This is a genomic window from Ensifer sp. LBL, assembly GCF_050435225.1.
In the GTDB taxonomy this organism is placed as follows: domain Bacteria; phylum Pseudomonadota; class Alphaproteobacteria; order Rhizobiales; family Rhizobiaceae; genus Ensifer.
Genome location: NZ_JBNDJY010000006.1, coordinates 43491 through 60722 on the forward strand (window position 1 = coordinate 43491; position 17232 = coordinate 60722).

Sequence of the window (17232 nt, forward strand, 5' to 3'; positions counted from 1 at the left end):
TTAAAAGCCCGGCATGCCGGGCTTTTTTCTTGTCTCCGATCTGGAAGCGGGCTGGCTGAGCCAGACCTTGATCACTTCGGCGGCGTGCCGTTGTCAGCAAGCACGTCACCCACCAGATAGAGCGAGCCGCCGATCAGGATGCGCGGCGGCGCCGGGTCTTCGTCGACCAGATTGGAGATGATCGTCAGCGCCTCGGCGACGGACGAGACCGCGGACGCCTCGAAGCCGACCGATGCGGCGTCGCTGGCAAGCGCCACCGGATCAAGCCCAGCATCGGAGCCGCGGATCGGAACGGTGAAGACCTGTTCGGCGAGATCGAGGAAAGCGCGGAAGTAGCCGATCGGCTCCTTAGTGTTGATCATGCCGATGATCAGGAACAAGGGTCGCGATTCGCGCTCCTCGAAGGTCGCCATCGCCTCGGCGATCACCTGGCCGGCACCGGGATTGTGGCCGCCATCGACCCAGATTTCCGCGCCAACCGGACCGTAATGCGTGAGTTTGCCGCTGGTCAGCCGCTGCAGGCGTCCGGGCCATTCGACACCCGCAAGACCACGCTCGATCGCCGCTTCTGACACATCGAAACCGGCGGCCCGTACCGCGCGGATCGCCGCGGCGGCATTGGCATACTGGTGGCGCCCGGGCAGCTTCGGCAGCGGCAGGTCGGCGAGCCCGCCCTCGTCCTGATAGACGAGGCGACCGAACTCCTCATGCGCCATGAAATCCTGGCCGTAGACGAACATCGGGCAACCCAAGCGCTCCGCCGTCGAGACCAGTACGTCACGAGCGGCCTCTTCCTCCTGCTGGCCGATGACCACGGGGCAGCCGCGTTTCATGATGCCGGCCTTTTCGGCGGCAATCAGCTCCACCCGATCGCCGAGATAGGCCTGGTGGTCGAGCGAGATCGGCATGACGACCGAGACGGCCGGACGGGCAATGACGTTGGTCGCATCGAAACGGCCGCCAAGGCCGACCTCGATGATCGCGACATCGGCTGGATGCTCGGCAAAGAGCACGAAGGTAACGGCGGTCAGGATTTCGAAGACGGTGATCTTCTCGCCGCCATTGGCTTCAGCAACGCGACGCACGGCATCGGCGAGAACGGGATCGCTGACGAGCTTCCCCTTGCCGCCCTTGACGCCCAGGCGATAGCGCTCGTGCCAGTTGACGAGATGTGGCGAGGTATGGACGTGAACACTGAGGCCGGCCGCTTCCAGGATCGCCCGAGAAAACGCGGTTGCCGAGCCCTTGCCGTTGGTGCCGGCGACATGGATCACCGGCGGCAGGCGGTCCTGCGGATTGCCGAGTGCTGCGAGAAGCCGGGTGATCCTGTCCAGCGACAGGTCGAAGCCCTTGGGGTGAAGGGCGAGAAGTTTTTCGATCTCATAGCCCGCTTCGCTGGCTTCCACCGCTGCCATCTCTTAACCCCGCCCCGACACGCTCGGCTGCTACAGCGCGCGCCCTATAGGCCGTCTACCGATCGCTGTAACGCCCTGAGTTGCAGCATCCCCGCACACAAGATATCGCGGAGATGCATCATTTTGTTCTATACAGTTCAGCCGACGCGGCGCTTCAGGCGCTGGCAGCGACCGGCAGTGCCGCCGGCTGCGTGCCGCCGTTGAGCTTGGAGGCTTCGGCCGGCTTCTTCATCAGGATCTTCAGGACCCGGGCGAGCGTCGAGGGAATGTCATGGCGCTTGACGACCATGTCGACCATGCCGTGCTCCAGCAGGTATTCCGACGTCTGGAAACCTTCCGGCAGCTTCTCGCGCAGGGTCTGCTCGATCACGCGCTTGCCGGCAAACCCGATTTCAGCGCCCGGCTCAGCCATGTGAATGTCGCCGAGCATCGCGTAGGATGCGGTAACGCCACCGGTGGTCGGGTTGGTGAGCACGACGATATAGGGAAGGCCGGCTTCCTTGAGCATGTTGACGGCAACGGTGGTGCGCGGCAGCTGCATCAGCGACAGGATGCCTTCCTGCATGCGGGCGCCGCCCGAAGCCGGGAAGATGACCAGCGGGCACTTCTCGGAAATTGCCCGCTCGAAGGCCTTGATGATCGCCTCGCCGGCAGCCATGCCGAGCGAGCCGCCGATGAAGTTGAACTCGTGCACGACGGCAACGAGCTTGACGCCCTGGACGCGGCCGAGACCGGCAACGATCGTGTCTTCCAGTTCGGTCTTGGCACGGCTGTCGCGCAGACGGTCCGAGTACTTCTTGGAATCGCGGAACTTCAGCGGATCCTGGGCAACCTTCGGCTGCGGAAACGCTTCAAAAATGCCGCCGTCGAACAGGTCCTTCAACCGCGCCTTGGCCGGCATCTTCATGTGGAAGCCGGACTGCGGGATGACCCACTTGTTTTCCTCGAGATCGCGGTGGAACACCATCTCGCCGGTTTCCGGGCACTTGATCCAGAGATTTTCCGGAACTTCCCGGCGGCCCAGCATCGAGTTGATCTTCGGCCGAACGTAGTTTGTGATCCAGTTCACTTAGTAACTCCTGAAGATTTCCTTCGGGTTGTGCGCGCTAATATAGGCAATTATTCGGCTGCTGCGAGACGTGCGGACCGCACGCCTGCCGAGAGCCCTCTCACCAGCGCTTCGACACCCGGAACCGTCGCATCGGTCGCCTTGCCCTCTTCGGTCAGGCTCGACGCGATCTGGTTGACGATCGCCGTACCGACGACCACACCATCGGCAGATGCTCCGATGGCCCTTGCATGTTCCGCCGTCTTGACGCCGAAACCGACGCAAACGGGCAGATTGGTGTGTGCCTTGATACGCCCGACGGCGCCACCGATCAACGACGGATCGGGCAGAGCCGATCCGGTGATGCCGTTCATCGACACGTAGTAGACGAAACCGGAGGTGTTTTCGAGCACCTTCGGCAGGCGACGGTCGTCCGTGGTCGGCGTCGCCAGGCGAATGAAGTTGATGCCCTTTTCCAACGCCGGGATGCAAAGCTCGTCGTCCATTTCCGGCGGCAGGTCGACGACAATCAGGCCGTCGATTCCGGCGACAAGCGCATCCGTCAGGAAGCGATCGACGCCGTAGATATAAATCGGGTTGTAATAGCCCATCAGTACGATCGGCGTGCGCTCGTCGTCCTCGCGGAAGCGGCGGGCGATTTCGAGCGTCTTTTCAAGCGTCTGGCCGCCCTTCAGCGAGCGCTGGCCAGCCAACTGGATCGCCGGGCCGTCGGCCATCGGGTCAGAGAACGGCATGCCGAGTTCGATGACGTCGGCGCCGGCCTTCGGCAGCGCCTTCATGATCGAAACCGATGTTTCGAAATCCGGATCGCCGCCCATGAAATAGGTGACGAGGACCGGACGTCCTTCGGCCGCGACATCGGCAAATCGCTTGTCCATGCGTGCGGTCATGATCTTACTGCCCCATTCCCAGTAACTTGCCGACGGTGAAGATGTCCTTGTCGCCACGGCCGGAGAGGTTCATCAGGATGATCTCGTCCTTGCCCATCTTCGGCGCGCGCTTGATCACCTCGGCAAGCGCATGCGACGGCTCGAGCGCCGGGATGATGCCTTCGAGACGGGTCAGCGTCTGGAAGGCTTCGAGCGCTTCGTGGTCCATGATCGGCACGTATTCAACGCGGCCGACATCGTTGAGCCAGGCATGTTCCGGGCCGATGCCGGGATAATCGAGGCCGGCCGAAATCGAATGGCCTTCCTTGATCTGACCGTCGCCGTCCTGCAGCAGATAGGTGCGGTTGCCGTGCAGCACGCCGGGCGAACCGGCGGTGATCGAGGCGCAATGCTCGTCGCCCTCGATGCCCTTGCCGCCGGCTTCGACGCCGACGATCTTGACGCTCTCGTCATCGAGGAACGGGTGGAAGATGCCGATCGCGTTGGAGCCACCGCCAACGGCGGCAATGACGAGATCCGGCAGCCGGCCTTCGGCAGCGAGCATCTGCTCCTTGGCTTCCTGGCCGATGACGGCCTGGAAATCGCGGACCATCTCCGGATAGGGATGCGGGCCGGCAGCCGTGCCGATCAGGTAGTAGGTGTTGTCGACATTGGTGACCCAGTCACGCAGCGCCTCGTTCATGGCATCCTTGAGCGTGCCGCTGCCGGCCGTTACCGGCTTTACCTCGGCGCCCAGGAGCTTCATGCGGAAAACGTTCGGCGCCTGGCGCTCGACGTCGGTCGCGCCCATGTAGACGACGCAGGGCAGGCCGAAGCGGGCGGCGACGGTTGCCGAGGCCACGCCATGCTGGCCGGCGCCGGTCTCAGCGATGATGCGCGTCTTGCCCATGCGCTTGGCGAGCAGGATCTGGCCGATGCAATTGTTGATCTTGTGGGAACCGGTGTGGTTCAGCTCTTCGCGCTTGAAGTAGATCTTGGCGCCGCCAAGCTCCGCCGTCAGCCGTTCAGCGAAGTAGAGCGGGCTCGGGCGGCCGATATAATGCGCGCCGAGATGCTCCAGCTCCGCCTTGAAGGCCGGGTCGTTCTTCGCGTTGTCCCACTCGTTCTGGAGATCGAGGATCAGCGGCATCAGAGTTTCGGCCACGAAGCGACCGCCGAAGATACCGAAACGGCCGTCCTCGTCCGGGCCACCCCGGAAGGAATTCAACTTTGGCGCCTGGTTCACGTCCTGCTCCCTGACCGTGGCATGCCCGCCTCTGCCTGGCGAACGGCATTGAAAAACGATTCCATGAGCTTCAGATCCTTGACGCCCGGCGCGCTCTCGACGCCGGAGGAGATATCGATGGCACGCGCGCTGGTCTGCGCCATGGCCTCGCCGATGTTGTCGGCGTTAAGACCACCGGAAAGCATGTAATCGACGCTTCCGTCAAGCGCATCGAGCAGCTTCCAGTCAAAGGAAACGCCGTTGCCACCGGGCAATTCGGACCCTTTTGGCGGCTTGGCATCGAAGAGGAAGCGATCGGCGATGCCGATATAGGCATCGATCTTTTCAAGGTCCGATGCTTCGCGCACCGAAAGGGCCTTCATGACGGGAAGGCCGTACATTGCCTTAACCGTCAGCAGCCGCTCCCCGTCCTCGCTGCCATGAAGCTGCAGGATATCCGGGTTGAGCGCCGAAACGATTTCGTCGAGCTCGTCATTGTCGGCATTGACGGTGACGGCGACGATCTTTGCCTGGCCGCGAATCCTGTCGGCGATGCGGCCGGCATCGTCAGGCTCGATGTTCCTGGGGCTCTTCGGGAAAAAGATGAAGCCGACATGGGATGCGCCGAGCGCGACAGCACGCTCCGCCGCTTCCGCGGTCTTCAGCCCGCATATCTTCACTTGGGTTTTCATGAGAAGCGACCTTGCATGAAATGCCGCGCGAGTCGAGCCAAAAACCGACGCAAAAGCGGTCACTCAGCGCCCCTGCACCCGTCCTTCGCCGGGTGTGGGCCCCTTGCGCGGCAGGCGCGCTGATGCGCCTGTTGCTCGCGCTTATCCTGCCCTGGCTGCAGTTTTTTACCATCGGCCGCCCCTTTGCCGGCCTCATTTGCCTGATCCTGCAACTGACGCTGATCGGCTGGGTACCGGCGGCGATCTGGTCGGTCTATGCGCTCAGCCAATACAAGACCGACGAGAAGATCCGCGAAGCGTTGCGCCACCGCGCATAACGAGCCGCTCATCGCCCTCCAGGATTCAATCGAAGTCGATCGCGTGAAGCATCGTGCCGTTGCGGCGGAGCCAGCGCTTGGCGTCCTCCGTATCGGGGCACAATCTGCCGCAGAGCGCCCAGAAGTTCGGGCCGTGGTTCATTTCCTGCAGATGCGCCACTTCATGCGCCGCGAGATAGGCGATGACCTTCGGCGGCGCCATGACGATGCGCCAGGAGAAACTCAACGCCCCGTCGGCCGAGCATGATCCCCAGCGGCTGCGCGTGTCCTTGAGCGACAGCGACTTTGCCCGTCGGCCGATACGGCCGGTGTAGATCGCCACCAACCGGTCGAGATCCTGGCGGGCTTCCTTCTTCAGGAAATCGACGATTCGCCGGTTGAGATGTTCCTCGCCGCCGCTGACGCGCAGCACCGGTTCGTCATCGATCACGATCGCTTCCGTGAGCCCGCGGATCTTGCCGGTGCGCTCGATGCGGTGGGCGATGCCGCGGATGAGGATGGAACCGCCCTCCTCGATCTGGCTCTCGCCGGAGAAGCGGGCGAGCTTGGTCATCAGCCAGCCCTGGTGTCGTGTCAGGAAGGCGTTGACCTCTCGCTCGGGGAGGCCCTGCGGCACCGTCATCTTCAGGGCCCGGCCGCCCGGCTCGATGCGCAGCGTCATGCGCGTCGCGCGCGCGTTCTGCTTGATCGTCAGCGGCAGGGACTTGCCGGCGACCTCGATCTGCCGCGTCGTTGCGGGTGGTGCAGGTTGAATGCGCCGCTTGAAGGAAGGGAACATGCAGGCTTTCTAACCGATTCGCGGGGCTTTCGCCTACAGTTCACAGGTTGGGGTGCGTGCCAAAAGTGATCCGGCGTTTCATGTGAAACGCCGGAAGCGGTTTCGTCAGGTCAGTGGGCTTCGACAATCGGGCCCGAGCCGCCGTTCTTGCGGTCGCGCATGAAGCGGTCAAACTCTTCCTGGTCCTTGGCGCGGCGAAGCTCGCGCGCATAGCTGTCGAATTCTTCGCGCATCTCGTCGAGCTTGCGGCGTTCCTCGTCGAGACGGGTAAGTTCGGCTTCGCGCCAGTCGTCGAAGGCGACGTTACCGGTGCGATGCGTCCAGTTGGAACGGCGGCCGCCGCGCTTGAAAGCCGAGCACATGCCATCCACCGTATCGTTTGCGTCTTTCTTGAACGTCTTGAGCTTTTCGCCAAAGAGAATGTAGGCGAGCATGGCCAGGCCGAGCGGCCAGAAGACCACGAAGCCAAGCACCATCAGGGCGATGGTCGCGGGCGTCCAATCCGGACGGATCATTGCAGATTGGTTCATCTTCAGGATTCCTCGCAATCATCCGGGCCGCCCATGCGGCCCGATGAAAACGATGTGGGAAGGCGCTCTTGGCTCTGCAAGACGCCCTCCCCCGGAATCGGACAAACCCTTGACTCTACGCAGTCAAAACGGCCGTGCCGCCGAGATCAGGCCGACTTGCCGCCCTTGATCAGCTGCTTCACCGGTTTTGCGTGGCGCGCGTGCTCGCGGTGGAAAGCGACGATGCGCGGCGCGATTTCGCGGCGGAAGCGCGAGCCGTTGAAGACGCCGTAGTGGCCGACATCCGGCTGCATGTAATGCAGGCGCATGTGGTCGGGGATGTTGGTGCAGATCGTCTGCGCCGCCTGGGTCTGACCGACACCGGAGATATCGTCGTTCTCGCCTTCGACCGTCAGGAGCGCCACCTTCTTGATCGCCGTCGTGTCGACGCGCTTGCCGCGATGCATCATCTCGCCCTTCGGAAGCGCATGCTGCATGAACACCACCTGCACCGTCTGCAGGTAGAATTCGGCCGTCAGGTCCATGACCGCGAGATATTCGTCGTAGAAGTCGCGGTGCTTTTCGGCGGCGTCACCGTCGTTCTTCACCAGGTGGGCGAAGAACTCCTTATGGGCGATCAGGTGCCGGTCGAGGTTCATCGACATGAAGCCGGAGAGCTGCAGGAAGCCCGGATAGACCATGCGCATGAAACCCGGTTGCGGCCACGGCACCGGCATGATGACATTGTCACGGAACCATTCGATCGAACGCTCTTCCGCGAGCTGGTTAACGCCTGTCGGGTTGATGCGGGTGTCGATCGGTCCGCCCATCAGCGTCATCGTCGCCGGCGACAGCGGATCATCGGCAGCTTCCATCAATGCGACGGCAGCAAGCACGGGCACCGCGGGCTGACAGACGCCGATCACATGGGTGTCAGGCCCGAGGAAATGCAGCATCTGGATGACGTAGTCGATGTAATCGTCGAGATCGAAGGTGCCTTCGCTGAGCGGCACCATGCGGGCATCGATCCAATCGGTGATATAGATGTCGGAATGCGGCAGCAGGGCTTCCACCGTGCCGCGCAACAGCGTCGCATAGTGGCCGGACATCGGCGCGACGATGAGCACCTTCGGATCGGGCGCGCGGCCCTTGGGCAAGGCACGCTCGAAATGAATGAGGTTGCAGAACGGCGCGCGCCAGACGATGCGCTCGTAAATCGAAGCCGATTGACCATCGACGACCGTCTCGGGAAGACCGAACTCGGGCTTGCCATAACGGCGGGTGGAGCGCTCGAACACTTCAAGACCGGCTGCGGCGGCGCGACCGAAATAGGTGTGCGAGACGGGGTTCATCGGATTGCTGAACGCGAGCCGCATGGCGTCGGCTGCCGTGCGCCACGGCGCCATCATTGCGTGGTTCAGTTCATAGAGCTGGTAGAACATGGGAAGCGTACCCCTTGGTTCAATCAACGACAACGCCGCTCCCGGTCGGACGCAAGCTTGCGATTGTTTGTCTTGGTGTCCGCAATCGCTGCCAGACTACCACTTTTCTTGTGCAGTGCAACAAATATACCCGTCTCGCCTCGATACAAGGCCTGAAGCCAGAATGAATCCGGATTCCTGACGATTTGCAAACGAGCTTGCTCGAAACTGGCCGTTTTCCGCTATTTTCGTGCGTCGAGCCGCAATACCTGGCCTTTTCTGGGATAATTGGCGCCTCGCAGCGGCAAAGATGGGGTGCGCATCGCTGTGGCGATGCAGCAAACCCGCCAGCGTTCACGCGGCCGCCACTTGAATGACAGCCTTCACCAGGCCCGTCTTTTCCTCCGCCCATCGCGGCAGATCGGCAACCGCGCCGTCCAGCGTTGTGCGGTGGGTGATCAGCGCCTCTACCGGCACCAGGCCGGACGCGATCGATGCGACGACATGGTCGAAATCCTGCCGCGTCGCGTTGCGGCTGCCGACCAGCGTCATCTCGCGCTTGTGGAACTCCGGATCGGAGAAGCGGATATCGTCCTTGACGACACTGACGAAGACCAGGGTGCCACCGTGGGCGACGTGGGCGAAGGCCGCCTGCATCGAGCCGCCATGCCCGGTCGCGTCGAAGACGACATCGAAACCGTCTCCATCCGTCGCCGCGACAACGCGCGCCGCCGTATCGGTATCCACGACGATGCCCTTGGCAAAGCCGAGTTTGCGGGCGGCAAAGTCCAGCCGCTCCGCGCTGGTGTCGGCGAGCACCACGTCATGGCCGGCGATGCGGGAAAAGATCGCGGTGCCGAGACCGATCGGTCCGGCACCGATAACCAGCGCCCGTGACCCCGCATCCGTCGATGCACGGCGGACCGCGTGGGCGCCGATCGCCAGGAACTCGACAGTGGCGGCCGCCTCCGGCGAAAGACCCTGCGCCGGATAAAGATTGCCCTCCGGCACGACGATCTCTTCGCAAAACGCGCCGTCGGTGTGAACGCCGAGTACCTTGATGGCCGTGCAGCAATTGGGCTTGCCCTTTCGGCAGGCAACGCAAGCACCACAGGCGAGATAGGGGTTGACCACGACCGGCGTGCCGGGCGCCATCGTCGTCCCTTTCCCGCCGGCCATCACCGTTGCCGAAATCTCATGGCCCATGACCCGCGGATATTCGAGGAACGGATGTTTGCCGGCGAAGATATGGTAGTCCGTACCGCAGATGCCGACATGGCTGACGGCGAGGCGGACCCAACCGTCCGGCACGGTTTCGATTGGCGTGCGGTCGACGACCTCCAGCCGACCGGGTTGCGGGCAGAGCACGGCTTTCATGGCAATTCTCTCGAATACGGCAGCGCCTAACGGGCGCTGCGGCGACGCAATTGGTCGAAATAGACGATAACGATGATCAGCACCCCGGTGATGATGCGCTGCCAGAACGAGTTGACGTTCAAGAGGTTGGCGCCGTTGTTGATCGTCGCGAGGATGAATGCGCCGAGCAGCGGCCCATGTACCGAGCCGACCGCCCCGAACAGGCTGGTGCCGCCGATGACCGACGAGGCGATCGCCTGAAGCTCCCAGCCTTCGGCCTGGGTGGCGTTGCCGATACCGATGCGCGAGGCAAGCAGCAGGCCGACAAAGGCGGCGCAGGTGGATGACAGGATATAGGCGAGATAGATCGTGCGATGCACGTTGACGCCGGAGAGGCGCGCCGCCTCGCTGTTGGAGCCGACCGCAAAGAGATAGCGGCCGAAACGGCTCAAATGCAGGAAGACATAGGCCGGGATCGCCACCACGATCACCATCCAGAACAGGCTCGGAACGCCCAGGAAATCCGCGCGAGAGAAATTGGTGAAGGCCTCATTGGTGATCGAGATGGTCGAGCCATTGGTGATCAGGAGGCCGATGCCGCGCAGCGACGTCAGGGTCGCCAGCGTGATGATGAAGGGCGGCAGACCCATACGCACAATGCCGAAGGCATGGAAGGCGCCGATCAGGACACCGAAGGCGAGCGTCAGGATGATGGCAATCCAGAGCGGAACGCCGGCGGCCAGCAGCCAGGCGACGATAACACTGGTGAAGCCGACCACGGCACCGACCGACAGATCGATGCCGGCGGTGATGATGACGAAGGTCTGGCCAACTGCCAGGATCGCCGTCATCGCCCCCTGGCGCAAAAGGTTGCTGATGTTGTTGGGCGTCCAGAAGCTGTTGGTCGCGAAGCCCAGCGCCGCCCAGAGCAACAGAAGCAAACCGAGTAGGGTGAGACCAAAAAGGATGCTCACACCTTTCCTTGGTGCAGCACTTGCACCGCTCTCCGCCGTCTCCGCACTCATCGTCTTCCTCCCTGCGTCCCCTAAAACTTCTTGAAGCCGGATGCGGGCGGAAAACCGCTCACGCTCATCCCGCTCTGTGATCAAACGCCGATCGCCTGCGTCAGCACTTCCTCATGGCTGGCGGCGTGATAATCATGGCTGGCGACCAGCCGCCCGCGCCGGAACACATGCAGCCGGTCTGCCAGTTCGTAGACCTCCGGCAAATAGGACGAGATCAGGATGATGCCTGCCCCGTTCTCCAGAAGCCGCGCAAAAAGGCGATAGATTTCCGCCTTGGTGCCGACATCGACCCCGACCGTCGGCTCATCGAAGATGAAAAGCTTGGCGCCGTGGCTCAACCATTTGCCGATCACAATCTTCTGCTGGTTGCCGCCGGACATGGCCGACGCCAGCACCCGGCGTGACGGCGTCTTGATCTTCAGGTCTCGAATCTGCCGGTCGGCATTTTCCCGCTCCTGCTGGCCGTTGATCGTCAGGCCGCGCGTCAGCCGGTTGAAAACCGGCAGATTGATGTTGAGGCCGATCGGCAAGTTGAGGCAGAGGCCCTGGTCACGCCGGCTTTCGGGCGCAAGCGCAATGCCGAGGTCCATGGCCTTACGTTCGCTGGCGATCTCCACCTTGCGGCCCTGCCAGTAGACCTCTCCACCCGTTGGCGGATGCCGGCCATAAAGGCCGAGCGCAAACTCGCTGCGTCCCGCGCCGATCAGCCCGTAGAGGCCGACGATTTCGCCGGCGCGCACCGTCAGCGACACATCCTGAAAGCCGGGGCCGCTCAAGTTGCGCGTCTCCACGATGACAGCGCCCGGCGGAAAATGTTCCTTGTGATAGATCTGCTCGATGGTGCGGTTGATCATCAGCGCGATCAGTTCTGCCTCGTTGGTCTCGCCGATCTTGCGGGTGCCGACATGGGTGCCGTCACGCAGCACCGAGACACGGTCGGCCAGTTCGAAGACTTCCTCCATGCGGTGGCTGATATAGACGATCGTCACCCCTTCGGTCTGCAGCCTTCGGATCAGCCGGAAGAGCTGGGCCGATTCCTGACGGGTGAGATAGGCGGTCGGCTCATCGAAGATTAGAAACTGCGTGCCGCGCATGGCGGCGCGCGCGGTGGCGACGAGCTGCTGCTGGCCGATCGTCAGGCTACCAAGCACGGCACCGGCCGGCAGGTTGAAGCCGAGATCATCCAGCACGTTTTGTGCCGCATCGGTCATCGCGCGCTTGCGCATCAGGCCGTTGCGATTGATCTCGTCGCCCAGAAACATATTGGCCGCAACCGACAGGTGGGCGCAAAGTACGACCTCTTGGTGCACGGCATTGATACCGCGCTCGATCGCCTCCTGCGGCGTACCGAGCTGAACGGGTTTTCCGCACCAGAAGATTTCACCGGACGTGCGCTTGATAACGCCGGTCAGAAGCTTAATCAGCGTCGACTTACCGGCACCGTTTTCGCCGACGATCGCGTGAATTTCACCGGAAAGAAAGGTCAGCGACGCGGGCTTCAAGGCTTCGACGGCACCATACTTCTTCTGCAGGGCGCGCAGTTCCAGGATCGGCTCGCCTTTGGGAACCGGGTGACGCGTCGCCACATGCAGTCCTTCTGTTCTGATGTCGCGTGGCTCTTGCAAGTCGGTCATCTGCGCATTCCTCCCATCGCAGAGATCGCTTGCGGCCGGTCCTCGTTCCGGCCGCAAGCGGGTGCGGCAGGCTCAAGCCCGCCGCAGCCGTCGTCACTTGATCTTCGGGTTCAAGAGAGCGTCGATCTTCGGCTCGGCCATGTTGGCCTTGGTCACCAGATTGGCACCGGTATCGACATTCGCCTCGACCTTCTCCTTCTTCGAGACGGCGAGCGCCGTCTTTATGCCATCATAGCCCATGCGGTAGGGATCCTGAACGACGAGGCCGGCCAGAACGCCTTCCTTGAGGAAGCCCACCGTCTTGTCATCGCTGTCGAAGCCGATCACCTTGATCTTGTCGCCGAGCTTGTTTTCGGCAATCGCCTGGCCAACGCCCTGCGCCATGATCAAGTTGGATGCGAAGACACCAACCAGATTGGGGTTGGCTGTGATCAGGTCGGTCATCATGTTGAGGCCAGTGGTTGCCTGGCCGTCCGCATACTTATCCGCAACGACTTTGAAGCCCGGATACTTGGTCTTGATCTGATCGAGGAAGCCTTCACGGCGCTGGTCGAGCGAGCCGACGCCCGGGAGGTTGGTGATGATGGCGATTTCGCCCTCTTCCTTGCCGGTCATTTCCTTGACCGCTGCGGCAAGACCATCGGCGGCGATGCGACCGCCCTGGACGTTGTCAGTGGTGAGGAACGACGAGAAGGCCTTGGAATCAGCTGCGGAATCGATACCGATGATCGGCACGGTCTTGGCCGCTTCGTCGATCGGCTTGCCGAGCGCCTTGAACTCCGTCGGCGAGATGACGACGGCAGCCGGGGCACCGGCAACCGCGTTCTCGAGAATGCTGATCTGGCCGTTGATGTCGGATTCGGCCTGAGCGCCGAGTTCCGGCACGTTGACGCCGAGATCCTTGCCGGCGGCGCGGGCACCGGCGAGCACGATCTGCCAATAGAAGGACGTGGTATCCTTGACGATGATCGGGATCGTCACGTCCTGTGCGAAGGACGCGACCGGCGACATGCCGGCGATCATCGCGGCGCCGGCCAAGGCGGTAAAGGCGCGGCGGGTAAGGCTGCTTTTCAGAATGCTCATCCCAGGTTTCTCCTCTTGGTGCACCGTGTTCCACTTCTTGGAGATCGATCGCAGGTGCTGGCTTATCGACCTTTTATCGATAAAAAACATATTGGAATGCTAATACGACAATCCCGGCTTGGCAAGCTGCCGGAACAGCATTTCAGACGGCGCTCTAGTGCCGTCCGCTAGACCCGAACCGGCGCGTCCCCGAGCTCCGGTGCGACCAGTGTGAACGGTTCAAAAGCCGCGAAATCCGCTGCGGAAAACCGGTGCTCGGCGAGCGCCATGTTGCGCGCCAGGCTCTGCGGCTTGGCGGTGCCGAGCAGCACCGAGGCGACCTGCTGACTGGCCAGCGGAAACTGCATGGCAGGTGCGGCAAGCGGCATATTCATGCCGCGCGCAACCGCGTCCATGGCGGCAACCTTTTGCCGGATATCGTCCGTCGCCGGCATGTAGTCGAAATGCGCACCTTCGACCGGTCCCGTCGCCAGGATGCCCGAATTGAACACCCCACCGACGACGAGCGAGGTCTGTTTCTTCTCGCAGAGCGGCAGCAGTTCAGCGACAGCGGACCGGTCGAGCAGCGTGTAACGCCCGGCGAGCAGGATGCAGTCGAGATCGGCCTCACGCAGGACATCGAGACAGACCGGCACCTCGTTGACGCCGAGGCCATAGGCCGCGATCGTTCCCGAGGATTTCAGCGCCTCCAACGCCTTGAAGCCGCCCTCCAGCAATTGCCGGAGGTAGACCGCATTGCGAGCGGCTCCATGGGTGTAGACGCCAATATCGTGCACATAGAGGATGTCGATGCGATTGAGCCCGAGCCGGGCATAGCTGAACTCAACCGAGCGCATGATGCCGTCATAGCTGTAATCGTAGGTGACGTCGAAATTGAGCGGGTTCACGTAGGAATAGTCCGGCACCTTGTCTTCCGGCACCGGATGCAGGAGACGGCCAACCTTGGTGGAGAGCACGAACTGATCACGCGGCTTGTCGCGCAGGAAGTCGCCGACACGACGCTCGGCAAGACCGAGACCGTAGAAAGGCGCGACATCGAAGTAGCGCATGCCCGACTGCCAGGCAGCGTCCAGGGTCACGATCGCGGAGTCGCGGGTGCATTCGCGGTAGAGGCCGCCAAGACCGGCAGCGCCGAAGCTAAACTCGGTCACCGATAGGTCGGTTCGACCGATCCGTCTCGTCTGCATTCCCCGTTTCCTCCTCTCAGGATGCCTTAGGTATTTAGAGCGTTGCGCCCAAATGCCAGGGCACGAACTCATTATCGCCGTAGCCGAAAAGCTCGCTCTTGGTCTTGCGGCCCGAGGCGGTCTCGACGATCAGGTCGAAGATCTCGCGGCCGAGCCCGGCAATGCTCGCCTCCCCCGAAGCGATCACGCCACAATCGATATCCATGTCCTCTTCCATCGCCCGGTAGAGCGCCGTGTTGCTGGTGAGCTTGATCGACGGCGCGGGGCGACAGCCGAAACAGCTGCCGCGGCCGGTGGTAAAGGCAATGACATTGGCGCCGCCGGCGACCTGGCCGGTGGCCGATACCGGGTCGTAGCCGGGGGTATCCATGAAGACGAGCCCGCGCTCGGTCACGCGCTCGGCGTAGCGGTAGACCGCATTCAGCGGCGAACGACCGCCCTTGGCGACGGCGCCGAGCGACTTTTCGAGGATGGTGGTCAGGCCACCCCGTTTGTTGCCCGGCGAAGGATTGTTGTCGAGCGAAGCGCCATGCAGCGCCACATAGTTCTCCCACCAGGCAATCAGCCCATCGAGTTTCACCGCGACCGCGTCGTTCACTGCCCGGCTGCGCAAAAGGTGCTCGGCGCCATAGATTTCCGAAGTTTCGGAGAGGATCGCCGTGCCGCCGGCGGCCGCAAGGATGTCGACCGCAGCACCCAGCGCCGGGTTGGCGGTGATGCCCGAAAGCCCGTCCGACCCGCCGCATTGCAGACCGACGATAATCTCGCTGACCGGGATAGCGACCCGACGTTCCTTGCCGACTTCGACAGCTATTTCCTCGAGAATACCCAACGCCTTTTCGACGGAACGGCGCGAGCCGCCGGCTTCCTGGATGTTGAAATGGCGTTTCTCCGCGCCGGTGCCGCTTTGGCCATAGAGCGTCAACTGGTTGACCTCGCAGCCGAGGCCGACCATCAGCACGCCGCCGAAATTGACATGGCGGGCGTAGCCGGCGAGCGTGCGGTGCAGATTGGCCATGCCATCGCCCGTCGAGGACATGCCGCAGCCCTGATCGTGCACGATCGGCACGAAACCATCGATGCCTTCGTACCTCGGCAAGATGCGCCTGTTCGCCTCCTCGGCGATGGCGCGACAGACGGTGGTGGAACAGTTCACGCTGGCGACGACCCCGATGTAGTTTCGCGTCGCTGCGCGGCCGTCCCCTCTTCGATAACCCATGAAGGTGCGCGCCCTGTCGGCATCGCTTGCCGCTTCCGGCGCCCCTTGAGGGCTGATCGCCAGGCGGTCCTTGTCGAAGGCGAGATTATGGGCGTGCACGTGGTCGCCCGGCGCGATATCAGCGGTCGCCCGGCCGATCGCCTGGGCGTATTTGACGACCGGTTCGCCGGAGCGGATGGCGCGGATGGCGATCTTGTGTCCGGCATCGACCTTTGCCGCCGCGCGCACGCCGTTTGGCAGAACGTCGCCGGCTGCAATCGCCAGCGTCGCCACGACAACATTGTCCTCCGGTGCGAGCAGGATGGTGGACGGCGCGGACACCCGATTTCTCCCTCACGATTTTCGTTCTGTCTTTTATCTACAATAGACAGATTGCCGTCAATGGGTATTATAGCGAAAACATCGACGGCACGGCCGAGACGCCCCGGAGCGGCTGGGAGGAACAGATATGGATGACAGACGCAGACAAAACCGGAGCGACGGGATAGAGGAGCGTTCCGCGTAAGCGCAGAAAACTTCGAACGATCCGGACGTCGCCCATGGCAAAACAGAACACCGTCTTCAAGGATGCCTATAACCGCTGCCTGAAGCTGCTGGCGGACACATCCTCGCTGCCCTCCGAGCCGGAGCTCGGGCAGATGCTCGGCGTCAGCCGGACGACGGTGCGGGCGATCCTCAGCCGCTTCGAGGAACTACAGCTAATCGCCTGGGACAAACGCAAGAAGAGCGTGCTGCGCCAACCCCGGCCCGACGATTATTTTCCAACGGAAGAGACGGATTCACTCGCCGAGATTATCGAGCGCAGCTTCATGCGCCGGATTCTCGCCGGTGGCGCCGAGCCGGGCATGCAGATCAACGAACTGGAACTGGCACGCGACATTGGCACCGGCACGACCAGCGTGCGCGAGTTCCTGATCCGCTTCAGCCGCTTCGGCCTGATCGAGAAGCGGCCGAACAGCCACTGGATCCTGAAAGGCTTCACCCGCGAATTCGCGCTGGAACTGACGGAAGTGCGCGAGATGTTCGAGCTGCGCTCGGCCGCCCGCTTTGTCTCCCTGCCCCACGATCATCCGGCCTGGGATGAGCTTCGGGAAATCGAGGCCCTGCACCGGGACATCCTCGCCGACATCGACAACCGTTACCGGGAGTTCTCCGAGCTCGACGAGCAGTTTCACCTGCTGGTGCACAAGGCATCGAGCAACCGCTTCATCATCGATTTCTACGACATCATCGCGATCGTCTTCCACTATCACTACCAGTGGAACAAGACGAATGCCCGCCAGCGCAACGCCCGTGCGCTGGAAGAACACCTCGCCTATATCGAAGCGCTGCGCTCGCACGATCCGGCAAAGGCCGAACAGGCCTGCCGGCGACACCTTCAGTCGGCGCGCGAAACCCTTCTCCAATCCATTCCATAGCCAGCTATCGGAGCC

The 17232-nt window shown here is 62.6% G+C and carries 16 protein-coding genes; 2 read left to right on the forward strand and 14 right to left on the reverse strand.

Annotated features, from left to right (window positions below):
* Positions 1 to 71: 71 nt before the first annotated feature.
* From OKW20_RS23370 to OKW20_RS23390, 5 genes are all read right to left on the reverse strand, one after another.
* Positions 72 to 1415, reverse strand: coding sequence for a bifunctional folylpolyglutamate synthase/dihydrofolate synthase (locus tag OKW20_RS23370; RefSeq protein ID WP_043624311.1), 1344 nt, complete (start codon positions 1413 to 1415; stop codon positions 72 to 74).
* Between the two features lie 154 nt (positions 1416 to 1569).
* Entirely contained in the window at positions 1570 to 2484 is a 915-nt protein-coding gene (gene accD, locus OKW20_RS23375; RefSeq protein ID WP_429175937.1) for an acetyl-CoA carboxylase, carboxyltransferase subunit beta, read from the reverse strand.
* A 50-nt stretch (positions 2485 to 2534) separates the two neighbouring features.
* The gene (gene trpA / locus OKW20_RS23380) at positions 2535 to 3374 is read right to left on the reverse strand and encodes a tryptophan synthase subunit alpha (protein ID WP_043624307.1); all 840 of its coding nucleotides are present in this window, start codon (positions 3372 to 3374) and stop codon (positions 2535 to 2537) included.
* A 4-nt stretch (positions 3375 to 3378) separates the two neighbouring features.
* Positions 3379 to 4599: a tryptophan synthase subunit beta gene (gene trpB / locus OKW20_RS23385; RefSeq protein WP_034801666.1), complete on the reverse strand. Its 1221-nt coding sequence runs from the start codon at positions 4597 to 4599 to the stop codon at positions 3379 to 3381.
* Positions 4596 to 5270 carry a phosphoribosylanthranilate isomerase gene (locus OKW20_RS23390; RefSeq protein ID WP_429175941.1) on the reverse strand — a complete coding sequence of 225 codons (675 nt, stop codon included), beginning with the start codon at positions 5268 to 5270 and terminating at the stop codon, positions 4596 to 4598. The genes trpB and OKW20_RS23390 overlap by 4 nt, the downstream gene beginning before the upstream one ends.
* 122 nt (positions 5271 to 5392) lie before the next feature.
* Between OKW20_RS23390 and OKW20_RS23395 the strand changes: the two genes are divergently transcribed.
* On the forward strand, positions 5393 to 5587 hold the full coding sequence (locus OKW20_RS23395; RefSeq protein WP_034801662.1) for a YqaE/Pmp3 family membrane protein: 195 nt from the start codon (positions 5393 to 5395) through the stop codon (positions 5585 to 5587).
* A 25-nt stretch (positions 5588 to 5612) separates the two neighbouring features.
* Here OKW20_RS23395 and OKW20_RS23400 read toward each other — a convergent pair whose 3' ends face one another.
* The 9 genes from OKW20_RS23400 to OKW20_RS23440 form a co-directional block, all read right to left on the reverse strand.
* A complete protein-coding gene (locus OKW20_RS23400; protein WP_429119074.1) occupies positions 5613 to 6365 on the reverse strand; it encodes a M48 family metallopeptidase in 753 nt (250 codons plus the stop codon).
* A 110-nt stretch (positions 6366 to 6475) separates the two neighbouring features.
* Complete coding sequence (locus tag OKW20_RS23405; RefSeq protein ID WP_043624293.1) at positions 6476 to 6895, reverse strand: DUF2852 domain-containing protein; 420 nt, start codon at positions 6893 to 6895, stop codon at positions 6476 to 6478.
* A 146-nt stretch (positions 6896 to 7041) separates the two neighbouring features.
* Entirely contained in the window at positions 7042 to 8316 is a 1275-nt protein-coding gene (gene phaZ / locus OKW20_RS23410) for a polyhydroxyalkanoate depolymerase (RefSeq protein WP_043624289.1), read from the reverse strand.
* A gap of 333 nt (positions 8317 to 8649) precedes the next feature.
* Positions 8650 to 9672 (reverse strand): zinc-binding alcohol dehydrogenase family protein, encoded by a 1023-nt coding sequence (locus OKW20_RS23415; RefSeq protein ID WP_043624287.1) that lies wholly within the window; start codon positions 9670 to 9672, stop codon positions 8650 to 8652.
* A 26-nt stretch (positions 9673 to 9698) separates the two neighbouring features.
* Positions 9699 to 10676: an ABC transporter permease gene (locus OKW20_RS23420; protein WP_043624277.1), complete on the reverse strand. Its 978-nt coding sequence runs from the start codon at positions 10674 to 10676 to the stop codon at positions 9699 to 9701.
* An 80-nt stretch (positions 10677 to 10756) separates the two neighbouring features.
* A complete protein-coding gene (locus tag OKW20_RS23425; RefSeq protein WP_429175947.1) occupies positions 10757 to 12310 on the reverse strand; it encodes a sugar ABC transporter ATP-binding protein in 1554 nt (517 codons plus the stop codon).
* 93 nt (positions 12311 to 12403) lie between these two features.
* Positions 12404 to 13393, reverse strand: coding sequence for an ABC transporter substrate-binding protein (locus OKW20_RS23430; protein WP_043624274.1), 990 nt, complete (start codon positions 13391 to 13393; stop codon positions 12404 to 12406).
* A gap of 167 nt (positions 13394 to 13560) precedes the next feature.
* A complete protein-coding gene (locus tag OKW20_RS23435) occupies positions 13561 to 14580 on the reverse strand; it encodes an aldo/keto reductase (protein ID WP_043624271.1) in 1020 nt (339 codons plus the stop codon).
* Positions 14581 to 14614: 34 nt separating this feature from the next.
* Positions 14615 to 16120, reverse strand: a complete 1506-nt coding sequence (locus OKW20_RS23440; RefSeq protein ID WP_429175951.1) for a UxaA family hydrolase — start codon at positions 16118 to 16120, stop codon at positions 14615 to 14617.
* A gap of 218 nt (positions 16121 to 16338) precedes the next feature.
* On the opposite strand from OKW20_RS23440, the gene OKW20_RS23445 reads away from it, so the two are divergent.
* Positions 16339 to 17217, forward strand: coding sequence for an FCD domain-containing protein (locus tag OKW20_RS23445; protein WP_429175954.1), 879 nt, complete (start codon positions 16339 to 16341; stop codon positions 17215 to 17217).
* Positions 17218 to 17232: the final 15 nt, after the last annotated feature.

Bases quoted from the DNA above. Each gene is read 5' to 3' on its own strand.
- OKW20_RS23370 (WP_043624311.1), bottom strand. From the start codon at position 1,415: ATGGCAGCGGTGGAAGCCAGCGAAGCGGGCTATGAGATCGAAAAACTT.
- trpA (WP_043624307.1), bottom strand. From the start codon at position 3,374: ATGACCGCACGCATGGACAAGCGATTTGCCGATGTCGCGGCCGAAGGA.
- OKW20_RS23390 (WP_429175941.1), bottom strand. From the start codon at position 5,270: ATGAAAACCCAAGTGAAGATATGCGGGCTGAAGACCGCGGAAGCGGCG.
- OKW20_RS23395 (WP_034801662.1), top strand. From the start codon at position 5,393: ATGCGCCTGTTGCTCGCGCTTATCCTGCCCTGGCTGCAGTTTTTTACC.
- OKW20_RS23400 (WP_429119074.1), bottom strand. From the start codon at position 6,365: ATGTTCCCTTCCTTCAAGCGGCGCATTCAACCTGCACCACCCGCAACG.
- OKW20_RS23405 (WP_043624293.1), bottom strand. From the start codon at position 6,895: ATGAACCAATCTGCAATGATCCGTCCGGATTGGACGCCCGCGACCATC.
- phaZ (WP_043624289.1), bottom strand. From the start codon at position 8,316: ATGTTCTACCAGCTCTATGAACTGAACCACGCAATGATGGCGCCGTGG.
- OKW20_RS23415 (WP_043624287.1), bottom strand. From the start codon at position 9,672: ATGAAAGCCGTGCTCTGCCCGCAACCCGGTCGGCTGGAGGTCGTCGAC.
- OKW20_RS23420 (WP_043624277.1), bottom strand. From the start codon at position 10,676: ATGAGTGCGGAGACGGCGGAGAGCGGTGCAAGTGCTGCACCAAGGAAA.
- OKW20_RS23425 (WP_429175947.1), bottom strand. From the start codon at position 12,310: ATGACCGACTTGCAAGAGCCACGCGACATCAGAACAGAAGGACTGCAT.
- OKW20_RS23430 (WP_043624274.1), bottom strand. From the start codon at position 13,393: ATGAGCATTCTGAAAAGCAGCCTTACCCGCCGCGCCTTTACCGCCTTG.
- OKW20_RS23435 (WP_043624271.1), bottom strand. From the start codon at position 14,580: ATGCAGACGAGACGGATCGGTCGAACCGACCTATCGGTGACCGAGTTT.
- OKW20_RS23445 (WP_429175954.1), top strand. From the start codon at position 16,339: ATGGCAAAACAGAACACCGTCTTCAAGGATGCCTATAACCGCTGCCTG.